This window comes from Peptococcaceae bacterium (assembly GCA_024655825.1).
GTDB lineage: Bacteria > Bacillota > Peptococcia > DRI-13 > PHAD01 > JANLFJ01.
The window spans coordinates 1-24,782 of record JANLFJ010000039.1 but is presented as its reverse complement, the minus strand read 5'-3'; the positions used below and the strand labels follow the sequence as shown (position 1 = coordinate 24,782).

7 protein-coding genes and 1 pseudogene are annotated in these 24,782 nt (G+C 53.1%); all 8 read right to left on the bottom strand.

From position 1 onward, the window contains the following. A partial coding sequence (locus tag NUV48_12800; GenBank protein MCR4443018.1) for an SDR family NAD(P)-dependent oxidoreductase occupies positions 1-5,555 on the bottom strand: 5,555 nt, incomplete at its 3' end. After that, positions 5,549-10,735, bottom strand: coding sequence for a KR domain-containing protein (locus tag NUV48_12795; protein MCR4443017.1), 5,187 nt, complete (start codon positions 10,733-10,735; stop codon positions 5,549-5,551). The genes NUV48_12795 and NUV48_12800, both read right to left, overlap by 7 nt. Before the next feature lie 32 nt (positions 10,736-10,767). Beyond that, positions 10,768-11,028, bottom strand: coding sequence for a phosphopantetheine-binding protein (locus NUV48_12790; protein MCR4443016.1), 261 nt, complete (start codon positions 11,026-11,028; stop codon positions 10,768-10,770). Between the two features lie 24 nt (positions 11,029-11,052). Next, positions 11,053-11,823, bottom strand: a complete 771-nt coding sequence (locus tag NUV48_12785) for a methyltransferase domain-containing protein (GenBank protein MCR4443015.1) — start codon at positions 11,821-11,823, stop codon at positions 11,053-11,055. Then, entirely contained in the window at positions 11,813-13,261 is a 1,449-nt protein-coding gene (locus NUV48_12780) for an AMP-binding protein (protein MCR4443014.1), read from the bottom strand. Before NUV48_12780 ends, NUV48_12785 begins: the two co-directional genes overlap by 11 nt. A gap of 19 nt (positions 13,262-13,280) precedes the next feature. Further along, on the bottom strand, positions 13,281-14,066 hold the full coding sequence (locus NUV48_12775; GenBank protein MCR4443013.1) for an alpha/beta hydrolase: 786 nt from the start codon (positions 14,064-14,066) through the stop codon (positions 13,281-13,283). Next, positions 14,063-19,762, bottom strand: a complete 5,700-nt coding sequence (locus NUV48_12770) for a phosphopantetheine-binding protein (protein MCR4443012.1) — start codon at positions 19,760-19,762, stop codon at positions 14,063-14,065. The genes NUV48_12775 and NUV48_12770 overlap by 4 nt, the downstream gene beginning before the upstream one ends. 116 nt (positions 19,763-19,878) lie before the next feature. Next, a pseudogene (locus tag NUV48_12765) lies at positions 19,879-24,782 on the bottom strand (type I polyketide synthase).

The window sequence follows — 24,782 nt, the reverse complement described above, 5'->3', positions numbered from 1 at the left end:
TATATCTCCAGCTCCCGCAGGGCAAAGGGCACCGCCGGCTCCAGGGCAGTCCCGAACTCCAGTCCCAAGGCGGCCTGGAACGCCGCGTCCACCAGGCACGGGTGCAGCACGTACCCTGCGCCGTCAGCAAACATGCCCTCAGGCAGCCTCAGCTTCGCCAATACCTCCCCTTCTCCCGTGTACACTTCTTCCAACCCCCGGTGACCAGGCCCGTACTCGATGCCCATCGACTCGAAAATCTCGTAACACCGCTTTGCGCTCAAAACCCCGCGCCGGCACCGCGATTTTACCCCCTCAATATCCAATACCGCACTTGATGCATCTATCCCCAGCTCGGCCGTACCGCTGCTGTATATCTCTTCTTCCGATGACCCGTATATTTCAAAGGCTATCTCCCCGTTTTCCTTCGGGTATACACAGATGTGCGCTTCTTTTGGCTCATCTCCCACCGCCAGCGGCCTGAGCCAGGCTACGTTCTTTAGTTTTATCCCCGGCTTGCCTTCGTTCATAAACCCTGCCGCCTCTTCCACCGCCGCCCGCGCCATCTCAAGTTGCGCCGCCGCCGGTAATACCCTCCGCCCTTTTATCCGGTGGTCCGCCAGGAAAAACTCTTGACCGGTAAAGGTCGAACTGTACCGCTGTTCCATGAGGTCGGAGGTGTTCTTGTGCAGCAGCGGGTGGATATGCTTCTCCACCCCGCCCGCGCCAGCCGTGACGCCTTCCGGCGCCCAGTACCGCTCCCGGGCAAACGGGTAAGTCGGCAGGCTGACCCGCCAAGGCCTGTTCTCCCCGTAAAGCTTCTCCCAGTCTATCTCCAGCCCCTTCGTCCACAGGTCCAGCAGCCTGGTGATTTTCCCTTTGTTAATCCATTTTTCCAGGGCTTCCTTCATATCCTCGTCTCTCGTAAGGGTGCTGAGCAATTCCTTTTCTTTTTTTGTATCACCCCGGAAACAGTTATCGATATGTTCTTCCCCTTGAACGAACTTTTCCAATTTTTGAACCAGTTCATCAATGCTCTGCACGGCAAAAGCAACCCTGTTTTCCATGGTTTCGCGGCCCACCTGGAATGTGTAAGCCAGGTCATCAAGATTAACTTCAGGCGGGGGTTCCTTTTCACCGGCCGGCTTTCCGTCGAAACCAAACCGCTCCGACAGCTCGTTCCCGTATTGGCTGAGCAGGCAGGTCACCATATCGTTTACCGACCGAGAACGTAAAATCATGTTGTCGTTAATGTTCAATCTCCATTTTTCCTGGATCTGCCTGCCAAGCGCCGCCAAATCAGGATAACCGACATTCAATTCGGAGAAATCCTGGGCCGGGTCGAGGTCTGTTCTCCTGATAGAGGTAATAGTTGAAAGAACGTGCATGATATCTTCCCGTACTCTCTCGTCAAGTCCCTCCCTGCGCTCAGCATTGCGCAAAAAACCGAGCAGTTTTTCAGCATAGGCCTTGAGCCTTTCTTCATTCCTTGCGGATAGCGGTACAACAGCCAGTTTCGTTTTACGGTTTATTACGTTTTCGCGGTCGCCTTTGGGGATATATTCCTCAACGATTACATGGGCGTTGCTCCCGTTCGCCCCGAAAGAGCTGATACCGGCGCGCCTTGGATAAGTGCGTTTTTCCCCGTTGATCTCGATTTCCGGCCGTTCCCACTTTCTAAGACTGCGTTCAACATAAAACGGGGTCTCAGGAAAAGGAATATGCGGATTTAACTTCTCAGAGTGCAGAGAAGGGAATATCTCCTGGTGCTTAAACTGCAGCATCACCTTGGTAAAACCGGCTATCCCCGCCGCGGCCTCCAGGTGGCCGATGTTCGATTTGCATGAACCTACCGCGCAAAACTGCCTGGCAGTGGTCCACCTCTCAAACGCCCTCCTGAGTCCCTGGACCTCGATGGGATCTCCCAGGGCCGTTCCCGTCCCGTGAGCTTCAAGATAACTGATTGTCCGCGGATTGACCGACGCTTTCGTCAGCGCGTCCGCTATAACCTCCGACTGGGCAACAGGGTCCGGAACGGTCGCCCCTGATGTTTTTCCGACGTGATTCAAGGAAGAACCTTTAATCACTCCGTAAATGTGGTACCCTTCTTTTTCCGCACGCTCGAGAGTGGTCAGCAGCACCGCTCCAACTCCCTCGCCCGGCACGTACCCGTCCCCGCCTTCTCCGAAACTGCGGCACCGCCCATCCGACGCCAAGAACTCAAACTTCTTTAGAGCGATATACTTATGGGGATGTGTGACAAGGTTTACCCCTCCGGCAACGGCATAATGGCATTCGCCTTTCCTAAGGCTGTCGCAGGCTAAATGAATGGCGGTCAGGGATGATGAACACATGGTATCGACCGCCATGGAAGGCCCGTGAAAATTCAAACAGTACGATACCCAGTTCGCTATGGCCGCCGGGCCTATACCAAAGGACATGGGCTTACCCCGCTGCGTCATTTCCGCTCCGAACAATTCATAATGGCTCCAGAAAACGCCGGCAAACACGCCTACGCTTTTCTCGCTGGACGCCGGGTAATAGTGCTCTTTCCGGTTCGGCCCGAACCCCGCGTCCTCGCAGGCCTCCCATGCCGTTTCCAAGAACAGCCTGGCCTGCGGGTCCATTATTTCCGCCTGGCGCGGCGAAATATTAAAGAAGAGCGGATCAAAGCAGTCAATTCGTTCAAGAAATCCCCCGAACCTGTAAAACTGTTCTACATCGTATGAGAACCGGTAATTCTTCCACCTGTCCTTGGGAAACCCGGTAATGCAGTCTTTCCCCTCTTTCAGGTTCCGGTAAAACCGTTCAATCGACTCGGCTTGCGGGTATCGTCCCGACATTCCTATCACCGCAATGTCGCCCGGAGTGTATTCTTGTTTATAAAAGTTTTCCCCATGGTTGGCATTGGAAAAAAATTGAACACTCGCCGTTTTCTTTAACTCCCCGCAGCTTTCTTCTATTAAGGCCGCATGCGCCTTTAGCCAGCCGCGCATTTTCCGCTCATCGCCGTAAAAGACAGCTGTCTGCGTCACATCCAGGCTTAACAGCAGTTCAAGGGCCTGCAAACCCAATGCAGGCGGCAGTGGCTTGAGCCCGTAGCTGTCAAACAAGAAGTCTTCCGTTTGGCCGTGGATTCGCATCCCGCCCCCGGACCAAAGCGGCCAGTTAACCGCAACCGTTTTTCCGTAACGTTCCCCTCGTTCCACCTTTTCCTGGCGCAGGGCGGTAAAATGATCCATGAAAGCGTTGGCGCTTGCATAGTCCGCCTGACCCAGGTTTCCCATAACAGCTGAAATGGATGAAAAAACAACGAAGAAATCGAGTTTTTCTCCCTTGGTAATTTCATCAAGGTTGCAAATCCCGCGCACTTTCGGCTGAAAAACATCCCTGATTTCCTGCGGTGTCTTGGTTATAATCAACTGGTCCTTGATTATCCCGGCGCAGTGAATCACGCCCGTAACCGGCCCCAAACGTTCTTTCACCGCTTCAATTGCTCTGGCGGCATCGGCTTCCCGGCTGATGTCCGCCTCCAAATACAGAACCCTGGCACCCTTTTGAGCCAACCGGTCCATTTTTTCTTTCATTCCCTGATCAAGCCTGGAACGGCCGATCAGGGCCAGGCTTGTTTTGGCCTTCCCGGCCAGCCAACCGGCAACCAAAAGACCCAGGCCGCCCATTCCGCCGGTGATCACGTACACGCCGCCTTCCTTAACCCAAGACCGGCTTGTTTCTTTTTCTGCCCTGACTTCCATTAACTGCCTGACATGACGTTTGAGCGTATCCCCCCGGTAATGAATGTCCAGCGTCCCTTTTGCTTGAGAAAGCGCCTCCTCTTGCAGTATTTCCGCAATGAGATGCGGCGACCGGGTAGGCAGGCGGTCAATGACAATGACCTGTCCCTTAACCCTGGGGTTTTCCAGGAAAGCTGTCCTGAGCAAACCTCCCACCGCCAACGCAGAAACGCTCTCCTCGCCTGAACCCGCCACAACCTGCACCAGGAGTTCGGCCTCTTTTCCCTCGCGAATATCTTGAAGGCTTTTTTGAATGCTTTCCACCAACTGAATAAACTTGTCTTCAAACCGTCCCGCAATATCTGTACGCTGCGAATTCAAGAGAACAACGCCTGCGCCGCCCAGCTTGTTTTTTATAACCGCCCGCAGTTCTTCTGGGCCGTCGTAAAGAACCACCAGGCGGCGGCTGGCGGTTTGGTTTTCACCAACAGCCTCCTGTTCTTTCCAAAAAGGCTTGAAATAAAGCATTTTACAGTCGCGGCTTTCTTTTTTAGCCCTCACACTTTTTACCTCGACGCTTTCTTCCCAACTTTCTTCCCGGTCAAGGCTCGTCAAAAGGTTCCCGTGGTTTTCCAGCAAATAGTCCGACAGCCTGTGAATTGACGGGTACTCAAACAACAGGGTCGGGTACAACTGCCGGCCTAATTTTTGTTCGAGCGTTTTGACAAAACCCAGCAAGTGCGTGGAATCCAACCCCAGTTCGTAAAAACCAGCCGCCTCATCGATTTCGTCCGGACTTTTTCTTAAAACCCTGCCAATTTCCTTTTTCAAGTAAGAAGCGATAACCAGTTCTGACCCGGCTTCCGGGCGGCCGTCTGCAGTGTTTGACGGCTGCAGCTTTTCCTTTTCCTCTTGTTTTTCATCCTCTCCTCCTGTAAGGCGCCGCCCGGTCCCGACTTCAAGCAGCCTTTCGATCAAGCGGGGTTCCCTGATCCGTTTCAAAGTCAATTGTTCAAACTCAACCAGCACATCACCCGCTTCGTTAAATACCGTAATGTCGTTCGAAATAAGGTCCGGGATTTCTTCTTCAACTGACGCCGGGGACCCCCGTTTTTGCGAATGGGTGTATATCCTCGACGGTAAGGATCGGTTAATGCAAAACCGTTTGATGGTGAAAGGAATATAAGGCCTGTCGCCGTGGAAAACGTATTTTAGCTCACCGCTTAACTGGAATGAAAGGCCGGCAAAAGTCGATCCGTCCAAAAAAGCGGGATGCGCATAAAACCTGGACCGGTATTTTTCGGCGATCTCACTCAGCTGGAGTCTCATCAATTCTTCGTTTTCTTGTTGATAAACAGTTCCCCTTGTCTTCATAAATGAATAATGATTAATACCAGCCTTCCTGGCCAAGGCATACAGGTCATCCATGTCCCACTGCCTTGTCGAGTTATTGATAAACCCGTTCACATCAAGCTTTTTGCCCTTGTTGATGTCTTCTCTCAACAAGAGCAGGCACTCCATGTTTTGGTCGTGCCGCTCTTCAACAAACAGGCCGTCCTTCACTTTTTGGCTGGCGACGGTCACTTTCCAGCAGGATTCTCCCGGTGTAAAAGTGACATGCAAGTGCTTGTCGAAGCGTTCCGAAACAACAACCGGCTGATTAAACAAGACATCTCGCAGTTCAATGTCCTTGGTTCCCAGGTAAGTCTCCGCCAGCCGGTAAACCATATCCAGCAGCGTTACCCCGGGAAGGGTCCGGATCCCGTGGACCAGGTGATCGCGGACTATGTAGTTGCCGTATTTTATTTTTTGGAGGAAAGTTTCTTTTTTTTGATTTACCATGTGTTTTCACTCTCCATCTCCACTCTCGACTGTTCAAACAGCGCCAGGAAATCCTGTTCTTCTTCTTTTTGTCCCTGCCCATTGCTCACATCCGGCCAGTACCGTTTTCTTTTGAACTCGATTTTATGCCCTTTCGGTTCGAGCGATGCCGTATGGGTAGAAGGCACTCCCTCGTTGCTGACAATGATGTGGGCATTGTTTCCTCCCAACCCGAACGCGCTGATCCCTGCCCGCAAGACCCCGTTTTCGGTGGTCCATTCCTTCAACTCCCTAACCAGGTAAAACGGCGAGTCATCAAAATTAAATCGCGGGTTAGGGCTGTTGCAGTGCAGCGTGGGGGGTATCTTTCGGTGAATGATGGCTAAGAAAACCTTCACCAGGCTCGCCGCCCCCGCGGCGTTGAGCAGGTGTCCAATATTGCTTTTTACGCTTCCTACCCCGCAGAATTGTTTTTTCGCCGTATACCTGGCGAAAGCCCTCGTTAACCCCTTCAACTCGATGGGGTCGCCGATCAGCGTGCCCGTCCCGTGGGCTTCGATATAGCTTATGGTCTCAGGAGCAACCTGCGCGTCGTCAATCGCCGCTTCGATAAGTTCCTGCTGCGCCTCGGGATTAGGTGTGGTTATGCCCATCGTGTGCCCGTCGTTATTTACTGCCGAACCGTCAATCACCCCGTAGATCTTGTCATTATCCATTACCGCCTTTGTAAGAGGTTTTAAGACCATCGCAGCGCAGCCTTCACCGATTCCTATTCCGTTCGCGCCGGCATCGAAAGTCTTGCAGCGCCCTTCCGGCGACAGTATCCTTGCCGCGCTCAAAACCAGATAAAACGTTTCGTCAAGCAGAATTTCCACCCCGCCGGCCAGCGCAATTTCCGCTTCTTCGTTTTGAATGCTCCGCACGGCCAAATGAACAGCGGTCAACGAACTGGAACACGCCGTATCTATGACCATGTTGGGACCTTTAAAATTAAACACATGCGCCAGGTGAGCGGCAATAAAATTTTGTCCCGTGCCCACAATCCTGTCTTTATTGAATCCTTGATACTTATAGGAAAAATTAGCCGTTCTTGCACCCACGAAAACTCCCACTTTTTTGCCCCACAGCCTGTCTTGTTCAAAACCAGCGTCCGCCAAAGCCTCCGCGCATACCTCCAGCCACTGGCGCTGCAACGGATCAATATGAGGGGCCAAAGACTCCGCTATTCTAAAATAACCAGGGTCAAACTCCTCGATCCCTTCTAAAAACGCCCCCCATTTGCTGATGCTTTTTCCTTCCCGGTAATCGCCGGAATAATAATACTTTTCCCAGTCCCAGCGTGATTTCGGCACTTCACGCATGCTGTCCCGGCCGGATTTAAGGTTTTCCCAGAATACGGCGGCATCAGCCGCTTCAGGGAAATGGCAGGCTAATCCCACCACCGCGATTTTTTCCTTGCCGCCCTTTTTCCTTATTTTTCCTGACTCCTCCTGCCGGGCCGCGGTTCCAGCGCTCGAAGACCCGGCAGAAAACAAGGATGCTAAAGCTGCCGGGTGTTCCCCCGTTAAATAACAGGCCAGGCTTTTTATCGTGGGATGTTCCAGCAGTGCCGACGGTTCGAGAGAAATACTCCCCAGTTCTTTTTCCATCCTGGTTATTACCTGCGCCAGCATTATGGAATCAACTCCGTACTCCTGAAACGGCTTGCCCGCCTCGAGTTTTGCCTGGTCTATCTTCAATTCCCCGGCGAAAAGGCCTGTCAACCATTTTTGCGTCTCCTCGGCCAGGCCGCCGGCAATCTTCTGCTCCTCTCCGCTGTTAAAACACCTGTAAGAACCCTCATCCGGGGTTTCACGAATCGGGCGTGACATCAGCCTTTCAGGCATCCAGGCGTCGGGATTGACCACCGCAGGCAGGATAACAGGGCCAAGCTTTCCGCAAACAACCCTGTCCAAAAGCCGCAGCCCTTCCGCATCCGTGTGGCTTAACAGTCCCGTCTGTTGATAGGCCCTGTTTTTTACCTCTCCCCTCCCCGACTCCTTCCAGCTAGGCCACTGGATGCTAACGATCGGGCATTCCTCAGCATGCGCCTGGGCAAAATAGTCCAGGTAAGCGTTGGCCATGGCGTAATCGCTTAAGCCTGAAGCAAGGGAAGGAACAGCGGCCGAAACCGATGAAAACAGGACGAAAAACCGCAGGGGTTCCTTTTGAAAAACCCGGTACAATGCGTCAAGACCGTCAACCTTGGGGCTGAATACCTGCCGGAACGCCTCAGGTGTTTTGCGTACAAACGCGGGGTTTTCCAGGTCAAGGCTACCCGCGCAGTGGATTATTCCCCCGACAGGACCCATGGTTGTCTTTATCTCATGCCGGCACATTTTAAGGCCATCTTCGTCCGGCAGCGAAACAGCCAGCACCCGCACCAGGGCCCCGTGTTCTTCCAGGTCTCGCACGGCCTGTATTTTAAAGGCCAAAGAATTGTCGTCCCTGTATAAATCCCACTGCTCCCTGGGCGGAAGCGGCTTTTGCCCCATAAGGACCAGCCGCTTGACGCCGTGCTTTTCCATAAAGTGCCGGGCGCACAGCAGGCCCAGTCCCCGGGTCCCGCCTGTAACCAATAACACGTGGTCTTGGGGAAACGCCAGCGCCTGTTCAGGCTTCTCCTCCGCTTGTTCTTGAAGTTCTTGCAGGCAGGCCCGGTAACGCTCTCCCTGGCGGAAGCAGGTTTCCGCTTCCTCGCTGCCTGCCAAATACTCGGCAGCGACTTGCTCCGCTGTCGCCGCCTCGCCCGCGTGCGGGTCCACATCGAGATGGCGCGACCTTACATGAGCGTATTCGCTTTGCAGCATGCGATACAACCCGGCGCGGACTGCCCCGGACAGGTTGACGGCGTTGTTCTGGAAAGATTCCAGCCCCTTGGTAACACAAAGCGCCGTCAAACCTTCCTGACGGCCCTCATCAATGAGCCGTTGAAGCCAAAACAGCCAATCCAGAGATTGGTTTATCCTCCTGCCGCAGCCTGTTATATCTATCACGCCGTCATACTCTTTCCACTTCTCTGCTGGTTGATGAAGCAAAGAGGCCAGTTCACCATCCCGAATAATAGCGCTTCTCGAAAAACGCCCGGCCAGTTTGACCGCCAGGCCGCTCGTTTCCTCCGTCGTTATAATCGCCACCGTGCGCCTGCATTCCCCGGCAGGTTTTGCCGGGCAGGATTCCCAGTGCTTGTACAAAAAACATTCCCTTCTTTGGGCCGTCAAACCGGCGTCGTTTATTTTTTTTCCGCTGTCGCTGTCGTTTTTGGTCATGGGTATCCAGTAGCGTTCCCTGGCAAAGGGATAAGTGGGCAAACTGATCCGGCGAGGTTTGCTGTTTCCGTAAAGCAGTTCCCAGTCAAAAGAAGCACCTCTGGCCCACATCTCAGCTATCTTTTTATACTCCTTTTTTAGGATCCATTTATTAACTAATTCCTGGTAATCTTCTTCATTCAAAAAGTTGATTATCTGGTTATCCTGACCTGCCTGTCCACGCCAACAGTTGACGATTTCCTGCTCCTCTCCAATAAAGGCCCCCAGCCGCCTGATCAAGTCGGGTATATCCTTTGCTAAAAAAATCACCCGTTCCTTCATGGCTTCGCGGCCCACCTGCAGGGTAAAAGCCAACTCAGCCAGCGTCACCTCTTGCTTACCAGCCTGTCTTAGAAGAAAATCCAGGAGTTTTCTGGCATATTCAAGAAGGCGGTCGGTATTTTGCGCTGAAAGCGGTACAAGCGCTGGAGTTCCTTCAAATTCCGTTCCCTGCTCTCGGTGTCCCGTGCTTTCCCCTGGAAGATATTCTTCCAAAACCACATGCGCGTTGCTCCCGCCGAAGCCGAACGAACTGACGCCCGCCCTTCTGGGGTATAGGCATACTCCGTTATCCTTTTTTGTTTCCCACGGTCTTTTTTCACTGACAATGTAAAACGGGCTGCCGGCAAGGTCGATCACGGGATTAAGGCGGTTGAAGTGGAGGCTGGCCGGGAGTGTCCTGTATTTCATAGAAGCGATCACTTTTATAACCCCCGCTACCCCTGCGGCGGATTCGAGATGACCGATGTTTGTTTTTACTGAACCTAACCCGCACGTTGATTCTTTCAACTGTAAGCCGAACTTTCTTTCCAAATTCTTGAAAGCCGTCTTCAAACCCAGTATTTCGATCGGGTCGCCCAGCGGTGTTCCGGGCCCGTGGGTTTCTACGTAGCTCACTGTGTCCGGAGCAATGCCCGCTTTCTCGTAGACCTCCGCAATAAGGTCTGCCTGCGCCATGGGATTCGTGACCGTCAAAGAACTGGTCCGCCCCCCGTGGTTGGTCCCTGTTCCCCTGATCACGGCATATATATGGTCCTTGTCTTCTACCGCCCTGGACAGCGGTTTAAGAACCAGCAGCGCTCCTCCCTCTCCCCGCACATATCCGTCCGCTTTTTCATCGAACGCCTTGCTCTTCCCGTCCTTGGAAAGCATGCCGCTCTGGCTCAGGGCGATAAAGCGCCTCGGCGACCAGCAAAGGTTCACTCCACCGGCTAAGGCCCACTCGCACTCCTTGTTTAACAGGGCGCTGGCCGCCTGGTGAACAGCAACCAGGGAACCGGCGCAGGCGGTATCAACCGTAATGCTGGGTCCCTTGAAATCGAACCAATACGATATCCGGTTGGCCAGTATGGAATACGAGGTGCCTGTAGGGATATACGCGTCAATTTCCTCAATGTGTTTTTCAATCATTTCCGTATAGTCCGTATTGCACACCCCGATAAACACTCCTGTTTTTGAACCCTTCAGAGAACCGGCCCGGTACCCGGCGTCTTCAATCGCTTTCCAGGCCAGTTCCAAAACGATGCGCTGCTGGGGGTCCATAAATACTGCTTCCCTTGGAGAAATTTGAAAAAAAGAAGCGTCAAAACAATCCGCCCCCTCGATAAAACCTCCCCAGACGCTGTTGGTCTTGTTGGCCTCTCTCCTCGGGTCTCCGTAATACTTCCCCTTATTCCATCGATCAGGCGGCACCTCCGTCACCAAGCATTCTCCGGCTTCAAGATGTCCCCAAAATTCCTCCAGCGTATCTGATTTCGGGAAGCGCAGGCTCAACCCGACAACGGCGATGCCTTTTTCACCCGCAGTCCCTTGCCCGTTTATTCGTTCTTCCGTTTTACCGGCATTCACCTTCATTCTAACCTCCCCTTCCGTCCGCGCGCCTGTTCTCAACACCTTGCCTGCGCTTTTTGGGTTATGCATTCCACAATGCCTGAAAAAGTCACAAATATATTGGATAATATTTCCTCTTCCGAAAATTTGATCTCAAATTCATCTTCCAGGTGCTTGATAAGCTTGAGATAACCGAAAGAGTCAATGACCCCCGCCTTGAAGAGGTCACTGTCCTCCTCCAGGTCATGGCCAAACTTAACCTGAAACGCTTCTTCCATAAATTTTTGAATTCTCTCCCTCACCATACCCCGTTCCACTGACTCCTTCACTCCCCGGTAGAATTATTCCAATTTTTCTCCCGCTATGGTCAGCACTTTCCTTTTCCAAAAACAAACGCCGTTTCTCACTTCCAACCAGCGAGATATATCGGCGTCCCTTAACCCAAAATCAAGCATCTTCTCGATCTTCGCTTTCGCCTCGCTAGTTTGCACAGCATGATTGACATATTCGGCAAAATTCAGTTCGGATACCGATTCGAACAAACGGGTAACTTTTATGCCGTTTCCTTTATAAAAATCGATCATTTCCTGTTTGGACAGCGAAAGATTATGGCTTAAGTCTATATCACGTTCCAGTTCCTCAAAAAAGGCATCCAGCTTCTTATCGCCGTATAAAACTATGTCCTGGAGGCCAATTCGTCCCTGTGTCTTGCAGCACCTCGCCATTTCCTTGAACACGGCCTCGCCGTCTTTCAGGTGATGGAAGGCGGACTTGGAAACAACGCATTCAAAACTGCCGTCGGCAAAAGGCAGCTTTTCAACGCCGCAGCGCAAAAAACTCACGTTGTTTAAACCGTTTCTTGCGGCGCATTCGGCGGCAATCTCGATCATTTTCTCGGAAATGTCCACTCCCCACACAGCGCGTATCCTTCGCCCCGCGTATACGGAAAACGCGCCCGTGCCGCAGGCAATGTCCAGCAGCCGGTCAGCGGCTTCAAGGTCAAAAAAGTCGTACAGGAATCGATGATTCCGCTCGTCCTGCGTAACAGGCCAGTTATTAAAATTGGCCGCCTGTTTATTAAACTGCTCCCTGACAACCAGGTTATCCGCCACCTTCTTCACTCCCCTTCAGTTTCTTGGAAAAGACCTCCTGGTAATTTATTTTTCCCGCGCTGTTCCGGGGAACATCGTTTATCATAAACACATCGAGCAAATCCAGGGGTATTTTATACCTGGTCGCAATTTCCGTCTTGATTTTCTCAACAGTTTCCCGCCGGTCGCCATCCGCTTCTCCTTGCTGGCAGGCGATCAACAGCAGGTCGTCTTTCCCACCGCAAACACAATCGAATCCCTTGCTGCGCAGATGTTCCTCGATTTCCGAAAGCCCGACCCTTTTCCCCAGGATTTTCAAAAACCTGCTTTTACGACCAGTGATATAAAAAAACCCGTCTTCGTCAAAATAAGAAACGTCTCCCGTTTTCAGCACCCCAAACATTTCATCACCCCTGGCCAGGTCCTGGCGGCTGTGGGCATACCCCATCATCACGTTGGGCCCTTCGTAAACCAGTTCCCCTTCCGTATAGGGCTTGGTAACGGTTCCCCCGGATTCGTCCACCAGCCGCATTCTGCCCTGGGGTATCGCTCTGCCTATGCTTCCCGCTTTCTCAATGTTGTACTGCGGGGGCAAATACGATATGCGCGCCGTAGCTTCGGTAGCGCCGTACATAACGTAAAATTCGAACTTCTTTTCCCGCGAAAACCTGGCGAATTCAAGTATTATACCCGTATCCAGTTTCCCACCGGCTTGAGTCATATAACGCAGGGAAGGCAAGTCCATTTTAAAAAAGCCGATCTTCTTGTAAAGTTCGTATGTATAGGGAACGCCGGCCAGGGAAGTTCCCGCTTCCCTTTTGAAGAAATCCCAAAAATCTTTCTTGACAACCGGAGTGCCGGTCAAAAGAACGGCGGCGCCTACCAGCAGGTGGCTGTTAATAATCGACAGGCCGTAAGAATAATGGAACGGCAGATTTGTCGCCGGCCTTTCAGTTTCGTCAAGATTAAGATAAGCCGCTATGGAGCGTGCATTGGCGACGATATTATCACTGGTCAGCCTTACCGTTTTAGGCGACCCTGTCGAACCGGAAGTTGAAAGAAGCACACAAAGAGAGGGATTGAGTTTTGCTTCACCGGGCCAATCGAATCGGACCAGTTCATAATTCCTGGACGCATATACCGCCCCCCGCTCACCTTTTTTAGGTCCCCAAAGATAATCGGGCTGGTAAACTTCAATCAGGATGTTCATAAGCGCCTGATCCAGATTGGCATCAACGAGCATCGCCGCATTGCCGCTTTGCACCGCAGCCAGGTAGCCCGTAAGAGTCTCAATATTATTTTTGGCCTGGATCATGATTAGCTGTTTGTCCTTTGCTTCGAAAAACGTCTCCATCCTACCGCAAAGGTAGTTCAGGTCTCCGTAATAATAACGCTCGCCCTCTTCACTAATTACGGCAATATTGTTTTCAAAAGCCGACAGATTAAAAACAAAACCCATTCGCTCACCACCAATCATTTCAACTGGAGGCGATTTCAAACAAAAAAGCAATGATTTCATCAGCGACAGTTTTCCAATTGGATTCCAACATCATCTCGTGACCAATTCCGGGAAAAATGACTGTTTTTGCTTTGTATTTCCTGGCGATGGAAACGGTGGTTTTTTCGTTAAACCAGCGGTCTTCCATTGAACCGATCACCAGGACCGGCACTTCGTTATTAACTTCCGCCGGGGCAACCGGCCTGAACATTTCCAGGCGTACTTTGTTTGATTCCGGCTGCAGCAGATTTAACAGTGCTTCCTTTTTTTCGCCCTCTGGTTCTTTAAAAAAGAACAGCTCCCACGGGAATTTATCCCTGACCCCTTTATTGAACCTGGCCAATTTAATAACGCCTCTAAAGCTGGTAAACAACATCCGCCGAATTTCTTTCCGCATACCCTGCGGAGGGTTGGAAGCCATGAGGACGGCTGCCTCAACCTTTTCCGGATACAAATGGCATATTTTTTGAACAACCGCTCCACCCATGGAATGACCAATTAATACCGGTTTTGTTTTCAAGCGGGTCATCGTTTCAAGCACATCTTCCAAATAATCTTTTAAAGTAAAAGAATGAAGTTCTTGAAAGCCCTCGCTTTCCCCATGTCCCCGGAAACTCAAGGCATATGAGGCAAAACCCTTTGAGGAGAAATACGGGAGGAAATTCTCCTCCCAGCACCAGGCGCCTTGATATGCCCCGTGCACGAAAAGAAGCGGGGGCTTATTTGTTTTGGCCCCGGGCAGGTATTCTAAAATTTCCAGTTTCATTCGTCGCTTTCCCTCTTTTCTTTTCTCTTTTTCCACAGCGCAGCCAGCATTTTTAATAGTCCCCAACCCCCTTTCTCATTTCGTTCTGGCCTTCCTGTTTCACTTTTCCAGGGTCCGTTCCAGCACCGCATTCTTTCGAAAGGGTAAGTGGGTAAAGAAATCCTGCGGGCCTTATGCCCTTCCTGCAGCGATTCCCAGGGAATTTCGCCTCCTTTCGCCCAATAAAGAGCTATTTTTGAAAGGTCCTTTTCATCCAGGAGTTCCTTGATTAACGCCTCCCCGGTCTTGCCGGAAAAAAGGCTCTCCGTCGCCTGCCGTCCTTCTTTTAAACTGCCGGTAAAAACTGGTGGGACAGGCGCGATCCCCTCGCCTTTTTCCCGCGATTCCAGGTACATTCTCAAACCCGCGGCCAGTTGTTCCAGATCCGCCGCCACAACCGCCAGGCGGCATTCCATTTCTTCCCGCCCTGCTTGCAAGGCATAGGCAAGATCACTCAGGGAAAGTCCCTTCTCCTCCTCCTCCAAATACCCCAGCATTTGACGGGCAGCTTCCCGCAGCCTTTCCTCACTTTTCGCCGAAAACACCGCCACCTGCGGTGAAGCGGTAAAACCAACAGGGTAATCCTCTGCTTGTTCAGGGATGTATTCTTCTACAACCAGGTGGACATTCGAACCCCCTCCTCCAAATGAACTAACGGTGGCCCGCCTTGGAAACTCTTGCTCCTTCCCGCGGATTTTCACGACGGGTCGTTTCCATTCCTGGAGTTCTCGCTGCAGGTAAAACGGAGTGTTCGCCAGGTTCAGGCCGGGGTTAAGAGGGTCCGCCTTAATTGACGGGACCAGCTGCCGGTGCTGCAGCTGTAAAACCACCTTGGTCAGCTGCGAGATCCCCGAAGCTGTTTCCGCATGACCGATGTTGGATTTAACCGATCCGATGGCGCAAAATTGACGGTCTGTGGTATGTTTTTGAAATGCCCTGCTCAAAGCGGCGACTTCAATGACATCTCCCACTGCCGAACCCATGGCGGCAGCCTCGACATAACTTATCGACCTGGGGTCAATACCTGCTTGGCCGAGGTTTTCTTCAATCAATCGAGCCTGGGCGTTAAGGTTGGGAATGTTGTACCCGCCGGAGTTGCCTCCGTTGTTGATCATCGTGGTTTTAAGGACGGCCAGAATGGGGTCGCCGTCGTGCTCTGCCTGGTCCAGCGGTTTCAACAACACCGCGCCTGCGCCTTCTGCCGGCAAAAAACCATCTCCGCCCCCGAAACTCCTGCTGCCGGAATGGCTTCCCAGCAGCTGGGCTTTGCTCAATACCAGGTATTTCAAAGGATTAAGGATAAGGTTTACGCCGCCGGCTACTGCCAGCCGGCATTCTCCCCTCCTCAGGCCTTCACAGGCCAGATGAACCGCAGTAGCGGAAGAAGAACAGGCAGTATCCACGGATAGGCTGGGCCCCTGAAAATCGAAGAAACGGGAAACCCGGTTGGCGATGTAACTGCAGGATGAAGTGGCCAAAAAGGGTCCCGGCACGGAAAACAGGCTGGCATTGTGGTATTGCTGGTACACCGCGCCGACATACACCCCGACTCTTCCCTGGTACAACTGCTGGAGGCTCTTTCTCGTATAGCCGGCGCTTTCCATCAGTTCCCAAACCGTCTCCAGGAAAAGACGTTCCTGGGGGTCGGTGTTTTCCGCTTCATGCGGCGAAAGATTAAAGAAAAGGGGGTCAAACCGGTCCACGCCCTCGATGAACCCTCCCCACTTGCAGCAGGTTTTACCGGCCTTGTTTTTGTCCGGGTCGAAGTAAAGGCTGTGGTCCCAACGGTCTGGAGGTATTTCTGTAATACAGTCCTTTCCCTCGCATAAATTTTTCCAAAACTCCCGTACATTCCTGGCCCCCGGATAACGTCCGGCCAGCCCTATGACGGCAATGTCCCGGCTGTTCAAAGCCCGTAATGAAACCCCGGCTTCCCCGTAAGGTCCGGGTTGATGCGCCGGCGGCGGTTTTACAACAACCTCGCCGCCTGCTGAAAACTTTTCACCGCCGGCTTCGGGATTTTCTCCCTCCAGCAGGCTGACCAACGATTCCTTTTGCGCGCTTAGGAAATAATCAACCAGGTCATCAATTGTTTGGTGTTCGAAAAGCAGGGCGCCGCTGAGGTCATCGAACGTTTCGCGCAGTCTGGCGGTAAGCTGCCCAATCAAAATCGAGTCAAGACCGTATTGAATCAACGGTGCTGATGGCTCTATTTTTTCAAACGGGATTTTGAGCAGATCGCCGATCATTCTTTGGAAATACGACTTGCTTCGTTCCCGCAGCAAATCTTGTGCAGGTCCTCCCGCCTGAAGCGGTTTCACCTCCTTGCCTTTCCGGGCGACAATAACCTGCTGGCCTAACTCATGCGCTTTTTTTGCCGGGAAAACAACCTGGCTGAAACCCTCTTCCTCCAGCACAGCCTGCCAGGTTTGCGAAGACAGGGCAGGGCTGCCGGGAATGCGCAGCAGGGTATCTTCGTACAGCCACCATCCCTCCAGCAATCCAAAAGTCAAGTGGGAAAAGACGCTGCCGCCGCTGATCTCGTTTAACACCAGAAGACCGCCTTCCTTTAAAACCTCCCTGGTGTTGCGCAAGGTGCGGCGAATGTTTTTAGTGGCGTGCAGAACATTGGCGGCAATCACAATGTCGTATTCCCCAGCCCCGATGCCTTGTTCAGCCGGCGGCAGTTCCACGTTAAATATTCGGTAGGTCAAATATGGGTTTTGCGGTCCGTATTCCTTTTCGGCATACATCAAAAACGCCTTGGAAATATCTGTATAACAGTACTCCCGCACATGCTCCCGGAAAGGACGAATTTGGGCCAGGACCGTCTTGCTTGTGCCCCCTGTTCCCGCGCCAATTTCCAGGATGGATAACCGGGCGCCCGGGTCCTGTTTCAGTCTTTCCCGCAAACAAGCGGCTACCTTTCCGGCAGCCACTCCATTAAAGTAATCCGCCACGGCATTGTTTTTATAAATGCCTTCCACCAGCTCCATGGAAGACCCCGGGAAAATCACCTCCGTCGCCAGCACCTTGCCGGTAAGTATTTCCGGCAAAGACCGCAGGGTAGCTTCCGCCAAGGAAACCGGGGCTTTCAGGCCGGGATCCTCCAGCCAAACACCTTTTTTTCGCTCCCACTCTTCCCACGCCTTATCCGTTCCCGCCGGCAAACCGTCAATCAGGCTGTACGATGCTCCATCGCACCGGAGATATTCGTTCCTGGCCAAAACCGCCAGGCTTTCTTCCAACCACCTGTCGTATAACCCGCGTATTCCGGCCTTTGCTTTGATGTCGGCGGCGGCAAAATGCTTTTCTTTAAAAAGTCCCATTGCCTGCAGCTGGTGCCAAAGCAGCCGGCAGAGCTCGCTCTCTATTTCCTTCCACTGCCTGCCTCTGGCCTCCAAATCTTCAGGAAGAGTTTCCTCCCTGCCGCAAGCCGGTTCCTGGCCTCCCTTTGAAATCACAGGATTAATTCCCAGCGGCCTAAAACGGCTGGATGGTTCATCCACCCAGTAACGCTCCCGGGCAAAAGGATAAGTGGGCAAAGGAATCCTGCCGTAGCGGTCACCGGCAAACAGCTTCTCGATTTCCAGCTCGTATCCCTGGACATACAATTCGGCAACCACCGACAGGTGTTCCAAATACTCGTTTTCACCACCGCCGGGCCGGCACCTGGCGATGCATTGATTCCCATATTGTTTCAGGGACGGGTGTTCACGCCGGTTGTTTTCCTCCAGTACCGAATGGTAAACCTGCGGCGCCCGGCCTTCTTCCAGCCATCTTCTCAGCTTGCCGGCAAGCTCCGCCCGGCTGCGGGCAATACAGGCCAGGCGGTGGTCCAGGTGCCTTCTTCCCAGCAACAAGGTAAAGCTTATATCCCCGCAGTCCGCGCGCGGTTCACGCCCGCAGTATTCAACAAGCTGTTTCGCCTGCTCTTTTAATTGCCCGGCGGTCCTGGCTGACAATACCACCAGGTACCCCGATCTTTCCGAATACTGTTGTTTTCGGGCTGGAGCTTCCTCCACCACCAAATGAGCGTTGGTCCCGCTGAGTCCGAAGGAACTTACAGCAGCCATGCGGCCTGAGCCATCCGCGGTTTTCCATTCCCTAAGAACCGTATTCACATAAAAAGGGCTGTCTTTAAACCGGATATTGGCATTGCCGGAACGAAAATGGAGCGAGGGGGGGATTTGCTTGTGCTTCAACGAGAGCAGGACTTTGATGAGGCCGGCGACACCAGCGGCATAAGTCGTGTGCCCTAAATTGGACTTGATCGAGCCTATGGCGCAGTATTCCTTCTTATTGGTGTACTTTCTAAAAGCCCGGGTAAGCGCCTGGTATTCAATGGGGTCGCCCAGTTTTGTACCTGTGCCGTGCGCCTCAACCACCTGGATGTTTTCGGGATTGATATTGAAATTATCGTATACATAACACTCCAGGCGCTCCTGCGACAAGGCGCTGGGCGCCGTGATCCCGTTGGTTGCGCCGTCCTGATTGATGCCGGTGCCCCGGATTATTCCATAGATATAATCCCCGTCGGCTGCAGCCTCTGCAAGCCGTTTAAGCACAACCACCCCAGCGCCTTCCCCCGGAACGAATCCGTCCGCGCGCTCATCAAAGGTGTAACAGCGCCCCGAAGGAGAGAGCATTCCCGCTTTATTCCCCGGTATATACAGGCCCGGGGTACAATTAAGATACACACCACCGGCCAAGGCCAGGTCTATCTCTTTGGTCCACAGGCCCTGACAGGCCAGGTGAACGGCCACCAGGGAACTTGAGCAGGCCGTGTCAACGGATACGGCGGGCCCGTGAATATCCAAATAGTAAGAGACGCGTCCTGGGATCACGGCGCTGTCGTTGCCCCAGACCGCCTGGGCGGGAGGATTTTCACCCAGCAGCAGGTGATAATCCCCGGCGCCGCAGCCCGCGTAAACGCCGCAAGAGCGTCCTTTCAACCCTTCCCCCGCATAACCGGCGTCTTCCAGCGCTTTCCAGCACTCTTCCAGAAATATGCGCTGCCGCGGGTCCATATAAGCTGCTTCCAGCCCTGAGATGTTGAAAAAGAGAGGATCGAACAGGTCTATATCATCCAGGAAACTGCCGTAATTGCAGTATTTCTCCCCTGGGAAATACTCCGCAAGATTCCAGCGGGTAACCTCTTCCACCAGGTCGTCTCCGCTGGCCAGATGTTCCCACAGTTCGCTCAACGTCTTTGACTTGGCGAACCGCCCGCTCATCCCGATAACCGCAATTGCTTCCTTTTGTACACCCGTGGAAAAAACCGCGTCCCTTGCTTGAAAGCGGTTCTTTTTCCAAATCCCGGCTGCCGGCTTAAAGTCGCTGTCCGCGTCCAGAACGGTTTCCTCTGCAGCAGGCGCAGCTTCCTGCAGCGAGTTAGTCAAAACTGGCTTGTTTTCTTCGATAATATGTCGCGCCAGCTTGTTTACGCTGCTGTAATCAAAGAAAACCGTTGTCCGCAGTTTGAAACCAAGTTTATGATTAAGCAGGTTTACAAGATTGACCGCAATAATAGAATCGACGCCGAATTCCGAGAAGCTTATCTCGTCCTGGACCTGGCTCGCCGCCATTTTCAACTCTTGGGCCACGCATTCCCTGATGACCGTCCTGATTCTTTCCTCAGCCATCTGCCCGTTCATAACTCCCCCTCCCTTAACCCAGCCTGGGAACGGCTTTTTGTATCGCGTTTTTTCACCAGGTACTCCGCCAGGCGGTTCAGGGTACCGCACTCGATGAAAACGGCGGGCGTCGCTTCCTGGCTCATTCTTTGCTCGATAATACCGGCAAGCGCGGCCAGTTTGACCTGATCAAAGCCGATTTCTTCAAACCTGGCCTCGCCGTCGATTGTGTGTTTTTCCAGCGCAAGCAGTTGGGACGCGGCTTCGACCACAAATGCCCGCGCTTTCTCAAGTTCGTTTGCGTTGACAATTTCTATTGCTTGGTCATGTTGAACACCGGCTTGATCATGATGCGCCGCAAGCAATCCGGAACGGGCAAACTCTTCAACAGCCAGCGGTTTTGTTATTCTCAACACCGCCAGCCGGTCCACGGCCCCGTTCATCAGCAGCTCCAACGCTTCCATGGCCGCCCTCGGTTCCAGGTGTCCTATGCCGGACCTGGCCAGCCGCTGTTTAAACGATTCCGGCACGGCTGCGCCAACGCCCACGTTGCCCCAGTAACCCCAATCTATTGTCTTGACCGCGCAGTCCCACTCGCGGGAAAGCTGGTGAGCAAAAACGTCCATAAAAACGCAGCCGGAGGAATACCCGCTTTTGCCATGGTCTTTAGTAAATGCGTCCAGGGAAGAGAAAAACAAAACAAAGTCCAGGGGTTCCTTATTAAATACCTGGGCTATCCGCACGCTGGCATCAACCTTCACCGCGAGCACAGCCCGGAAATGCTCCTCGTCCATACTGGACAGGCTCCGGTCCAGCAGGCCGACCGCGGAATGGACCACCCCGTTGATCCGGGGATACTTGTTCTTTATTATTTGATAGGCTTTCTGCAGAGCCGCGCCGTCGGTCGCGTCCGCCGCAATGTACCAGGGCGCTTCTCCCAGGTTTGACAGCTTGTCCAGCTTGGCCTGGATGGCACCATCCTTTTCTTTCCGGCCCAACCAGACCAGCTTTGCCTGGTAGCGACTAATCATGTATTCGCTCCAAATCTCTCCGAGACCGCCGGCGCCCCCGATTACAACATACACGCCTCCTGGCCTGTACACCTGTTTCAAGGCGGCAATGCCGCCTGCCGCCGCAAGCTTTTGCCGGCGCCACTCGCCGTCCCGGTAGACCCAGGCATTACCGTCCAGGTCGTAAGGAAGTCCAAATATGCCTTCAAGCGGCCACTCGCAGCCTTCTTCCACATCTACCAGCCTGACTTTCCAGTTGGGATACTCTTTGGCCATAGAGCCAAGCAGCCCGTGGATGCTTGCATTCACAGGGTTGACCTTTTCTTTCTTATGCACGGGCAGGGTCTGGTTGGTAACAAACGTCCAGTTCAGGTTTTTGGCGCCGTAACCCAATCCCAGCAAGGCTTTGACCAGGCGGAAAACAAGAAGCACGCCTCCTTTTTGTCCTTCAATCAGGGCTTCATCGGCCATTGTCTCTGGAGAAGCGGCCTGGGCCGCCCACAGGATATGTTTAAGCGGTTCGTGTCCTTTTAATTTTGCGGTTATTCCGTCTATGGTGTCCTCTTTCCCGATCTCCACAACCCTGGACTGAGAGCAGTGACGGAGAACGGCCTTCCTGTTTTCCAGGCTCCCCCCTATCACCAACACCCGCTCGCTACGCGCGGGGGAAATCTCTTTTTTAACCGGCCGGACCGCTTCCCACACCGGAACCAGGGTCACGGTCCCTGGCGGTTGTTCTCCCGAACCATCCTCAGCGCTACCTGCCGGCGAAATCCCGTCAAACTTTTTCCCTGCCGGTGTTCTCGACGAAAACCCGCTCATTTTTACACAAATCCTGCCTTTTTCGTCGCAGAGGTCAATATCATACTTTGGCGCGTTTTCTGCGGCTGCTCCGCTTTCCTCTTTACGAACCAGCGCCCACATGGAGGGGACGCATCCGCTGTAGACAATAAGCTCGTCTACGGCAAAGGGCATGCTTATCTTGATGCCGCCGGGCCGGGCCAAATGAACCGGAACCTGCAAAACAAGCGAAGCCTGGACAGCCGAGTCCAACAAAGCGGGGTGTAAAACGTACTCGTCTTTCGCCGCAGACACTGCAGGAGGCAGTGACAGCTTCGCCAGCACCTGGTCCCGCCCCGTATAGAGCTTCTCAATCCCCCGGTAACCAGGCCCGTAATCAACCCCCGCCTCCCGGAGGCCCTGGTAAAACCAACCGCCCTCAAGGCACTGCGCGCTGCATTGAGCCTGCACTGACTCAAGGTCCAGGGACGGGACTTTGGCGGCGGAACCCACCTCCACAAAACCCTGGCTGTAAACGATAAGTTCCTCATCGCCCGGTTTTGGCTCGCTGTATATCCTGTAGGCTATTGGCCCGCTGTTCTCAGGATAAAGCCCCACGTGCAACCTGAGCGGTTCCGAACCTGCCGCGATTGGCCGCAGCCAGGCCACATTCTTAAAGCGGAACATTACCCGGCTGTCTTCTCCATGGCCAATGGACCGTTCAACGGCTTCGCGGACCATCTCCAAACTGGCCGTCCCTGGCAAAATCCGCCGGCCCATCACCGCATGATCCGCCAGGAAAAATTCACCGCCGCTGAACACTGAGGTGAACCGCTGCTCGGCAAAACTGGATGTGTTCTCATGCAGCAGGGGATGAAGAGAGGTTTTGGCTCCTGTAACCCTCTGCGAACCGGCGAATACCGCCTCCATATCCGGCACCCAGTAACGTTCCCTGGCGAAGGGGTAAGTCGGCAGGCTGATCCGGCGCGGTTTGCTGTCTTCATACAAGATGTGCCAATCGATCCTGGCCCCTTTTACCCAAAGCTCCAACACCTTTCCATATTTTTTATGTTTGAGCCATTTTTCGTAAGTTTCTCGAATTTCTTCGTTCCCGTTAATAAACTCCACCAATTCTCTATTATTCCTGACCTGGCCGCGGTACACATTGTCCAGGCCGTCCTGACCGCGCACAAACCCCGCCAATTTTCCCTGGAGTTCTTTAATTGACCACACCATCATGGCCAACCGCTCATCCATTGCCTCCCGCCCCACCTGGAGCGTATAGGCCATATCGACGAGGTCGGCATCGGAAAGATGCCGTTCTTCAATGGCTGATAACAGCTGCCTCGCCTGCTCTTTCAAGCGCTCCTCATTCTTGGCCGACAGCACAACCAAGGCCGGTTTCTCCCGCGCAACCACAACCGGCGGCTGTTTTGGCTCAGCTGGTATATATTCTTCGATTACGACGTGGGCGTTAGCTCCTCCAAATCCAAAAGAGCTTACCCCGGCCCGGCGTGGAATATCATTGCCCAGCGGGTCTTTTAAGGCTTTCCATTCCGCCGTCTCCCGGACAATGTAAAACGGGCTGTCCTCGAGCTTGATATATGGATTGATGGTCTCACAATGAAGGCTTTTAACCAGGGTCCTGTTTTTCATTTGCAGCAGCACCTTGATCATCCCTGCAATACCTGCCGCAAGTTCCAAGTGCCCGATGTTCGTCTTCACTGAACCCAGCCCGCAGTGAGCGCCGTTGACCCGCGAATCTCCCGTCGCCCGGTAAAGCTCTTGAAACGCTGTTTTCATGCCGTTTATTTCAATGGGGTCACCCAGTTCGGTGCCTGTCCCGTGGGCTTCAATATAGGTTACTGTTCGCGGGTCTATTCCGGCTCTCGTGTACGCGGTTACCAGCAAATCCGCCTGTGCTTTCGGGTTGGGCGCAGTCAGGGAATTGGCCCTGCCCCCATGGTTCTCGGCCGCTCCTATAATCACCCCGTAGATGTGGTCTTTGTCCCTTTGGGCGTCTTTGAGCTTTTTCAAAAACAGCATTCCCGCTCCTTCTCCTCGCACGTAACCATTGGCTTTATCCGAAAATGTTTTGCACCGCCCGTCCTCGCTTAACATTCCGGCCTTATTGAAACTGATGTGTGCCTCCGGGGTTAAGATCGTATTGACTCCTCCCGCTATAGCCATTTCGCAGGAACCGTCGTTAAGTGCGCATACCGCACGGCAAACAGCGATCAGCGAGCTTGAGCAGGCAGTTTCGATGGGTTCGCTTGGCCCGTGAATATTGAGGAAATAACTCATGCGGTTCGGCCCCACCGAAGGCACTAAACCTGTTGAAGTATATCCCTCAATTGCCAGGTTGGCGCGAGAAATCAATCCGCTGTAGCCGGTATTCCCCGTTCCCACGAAGATGGCCGTTTTAGTTCCCGAAAGGCTTTGAGCCGAATATCCGGCATCTTCAATAGCCTTCCAGGCGTGGATCATCAACAGGCGCTGCTGCGGGTCCATTAACCCGGCTTCCCGGGGTGAAATCCCGAAAAACAATGGGTCAAATTCATCCACCCCCTCAATAAAACCACCCCAGATGATGTTTGTTTTATTCGGCTCTTTTTGCGGATCCCCGTAATACTCTCTCCAATCCCAACGGCTGGGCGGTATTTCCGTGATACAGTCTTTCCCCTCAACCAGGTTTTTCCACAATTCTTGCAAATCCCGCGCTTGGGGAAATACGCCGCTCATGCCTATAACCGCAACAGGTTCATATTCTTTTGCGCCTTCTTTGGCTGGCGCCGCCGCCTCACATGCAAACCGGGAACGCCGTTTTTTCGCCGGTAAAACTTCTTCCCCCGTGCCTGTCGAAGGTTGAACGTTTTGGGCATTCCTAAAATGAGCCGAAAGCAGTTCTTGGTATTCTCCGGTCAGGTATTTGGCAAGACTATGAAGCGTTGTATGTTCAAAAAAGACGGCAGGGGTCACATCAAGCCCTAATCCCTGGTTAATTTTGTCGGCAAACCCGGCAAATGATATTGAATCAAACCCGTATTCATTCAGGCCGGTATAAACATCGATATTCTCGTTATTAACCTTGAGCAGCCTGCAGGCAAACTGTTTCAAAACCGCCTCCACCTTTTCCCGCAGGCCTTCCATATCCATCAGCGAAGCGGGCCTCTTTTTTGTTTCCGGGACTGCCGGCGTTTTGGGCAGGAGGATTGTCCTGATTCGCTCCGGGTCTCCCCGGGCTATGAGCA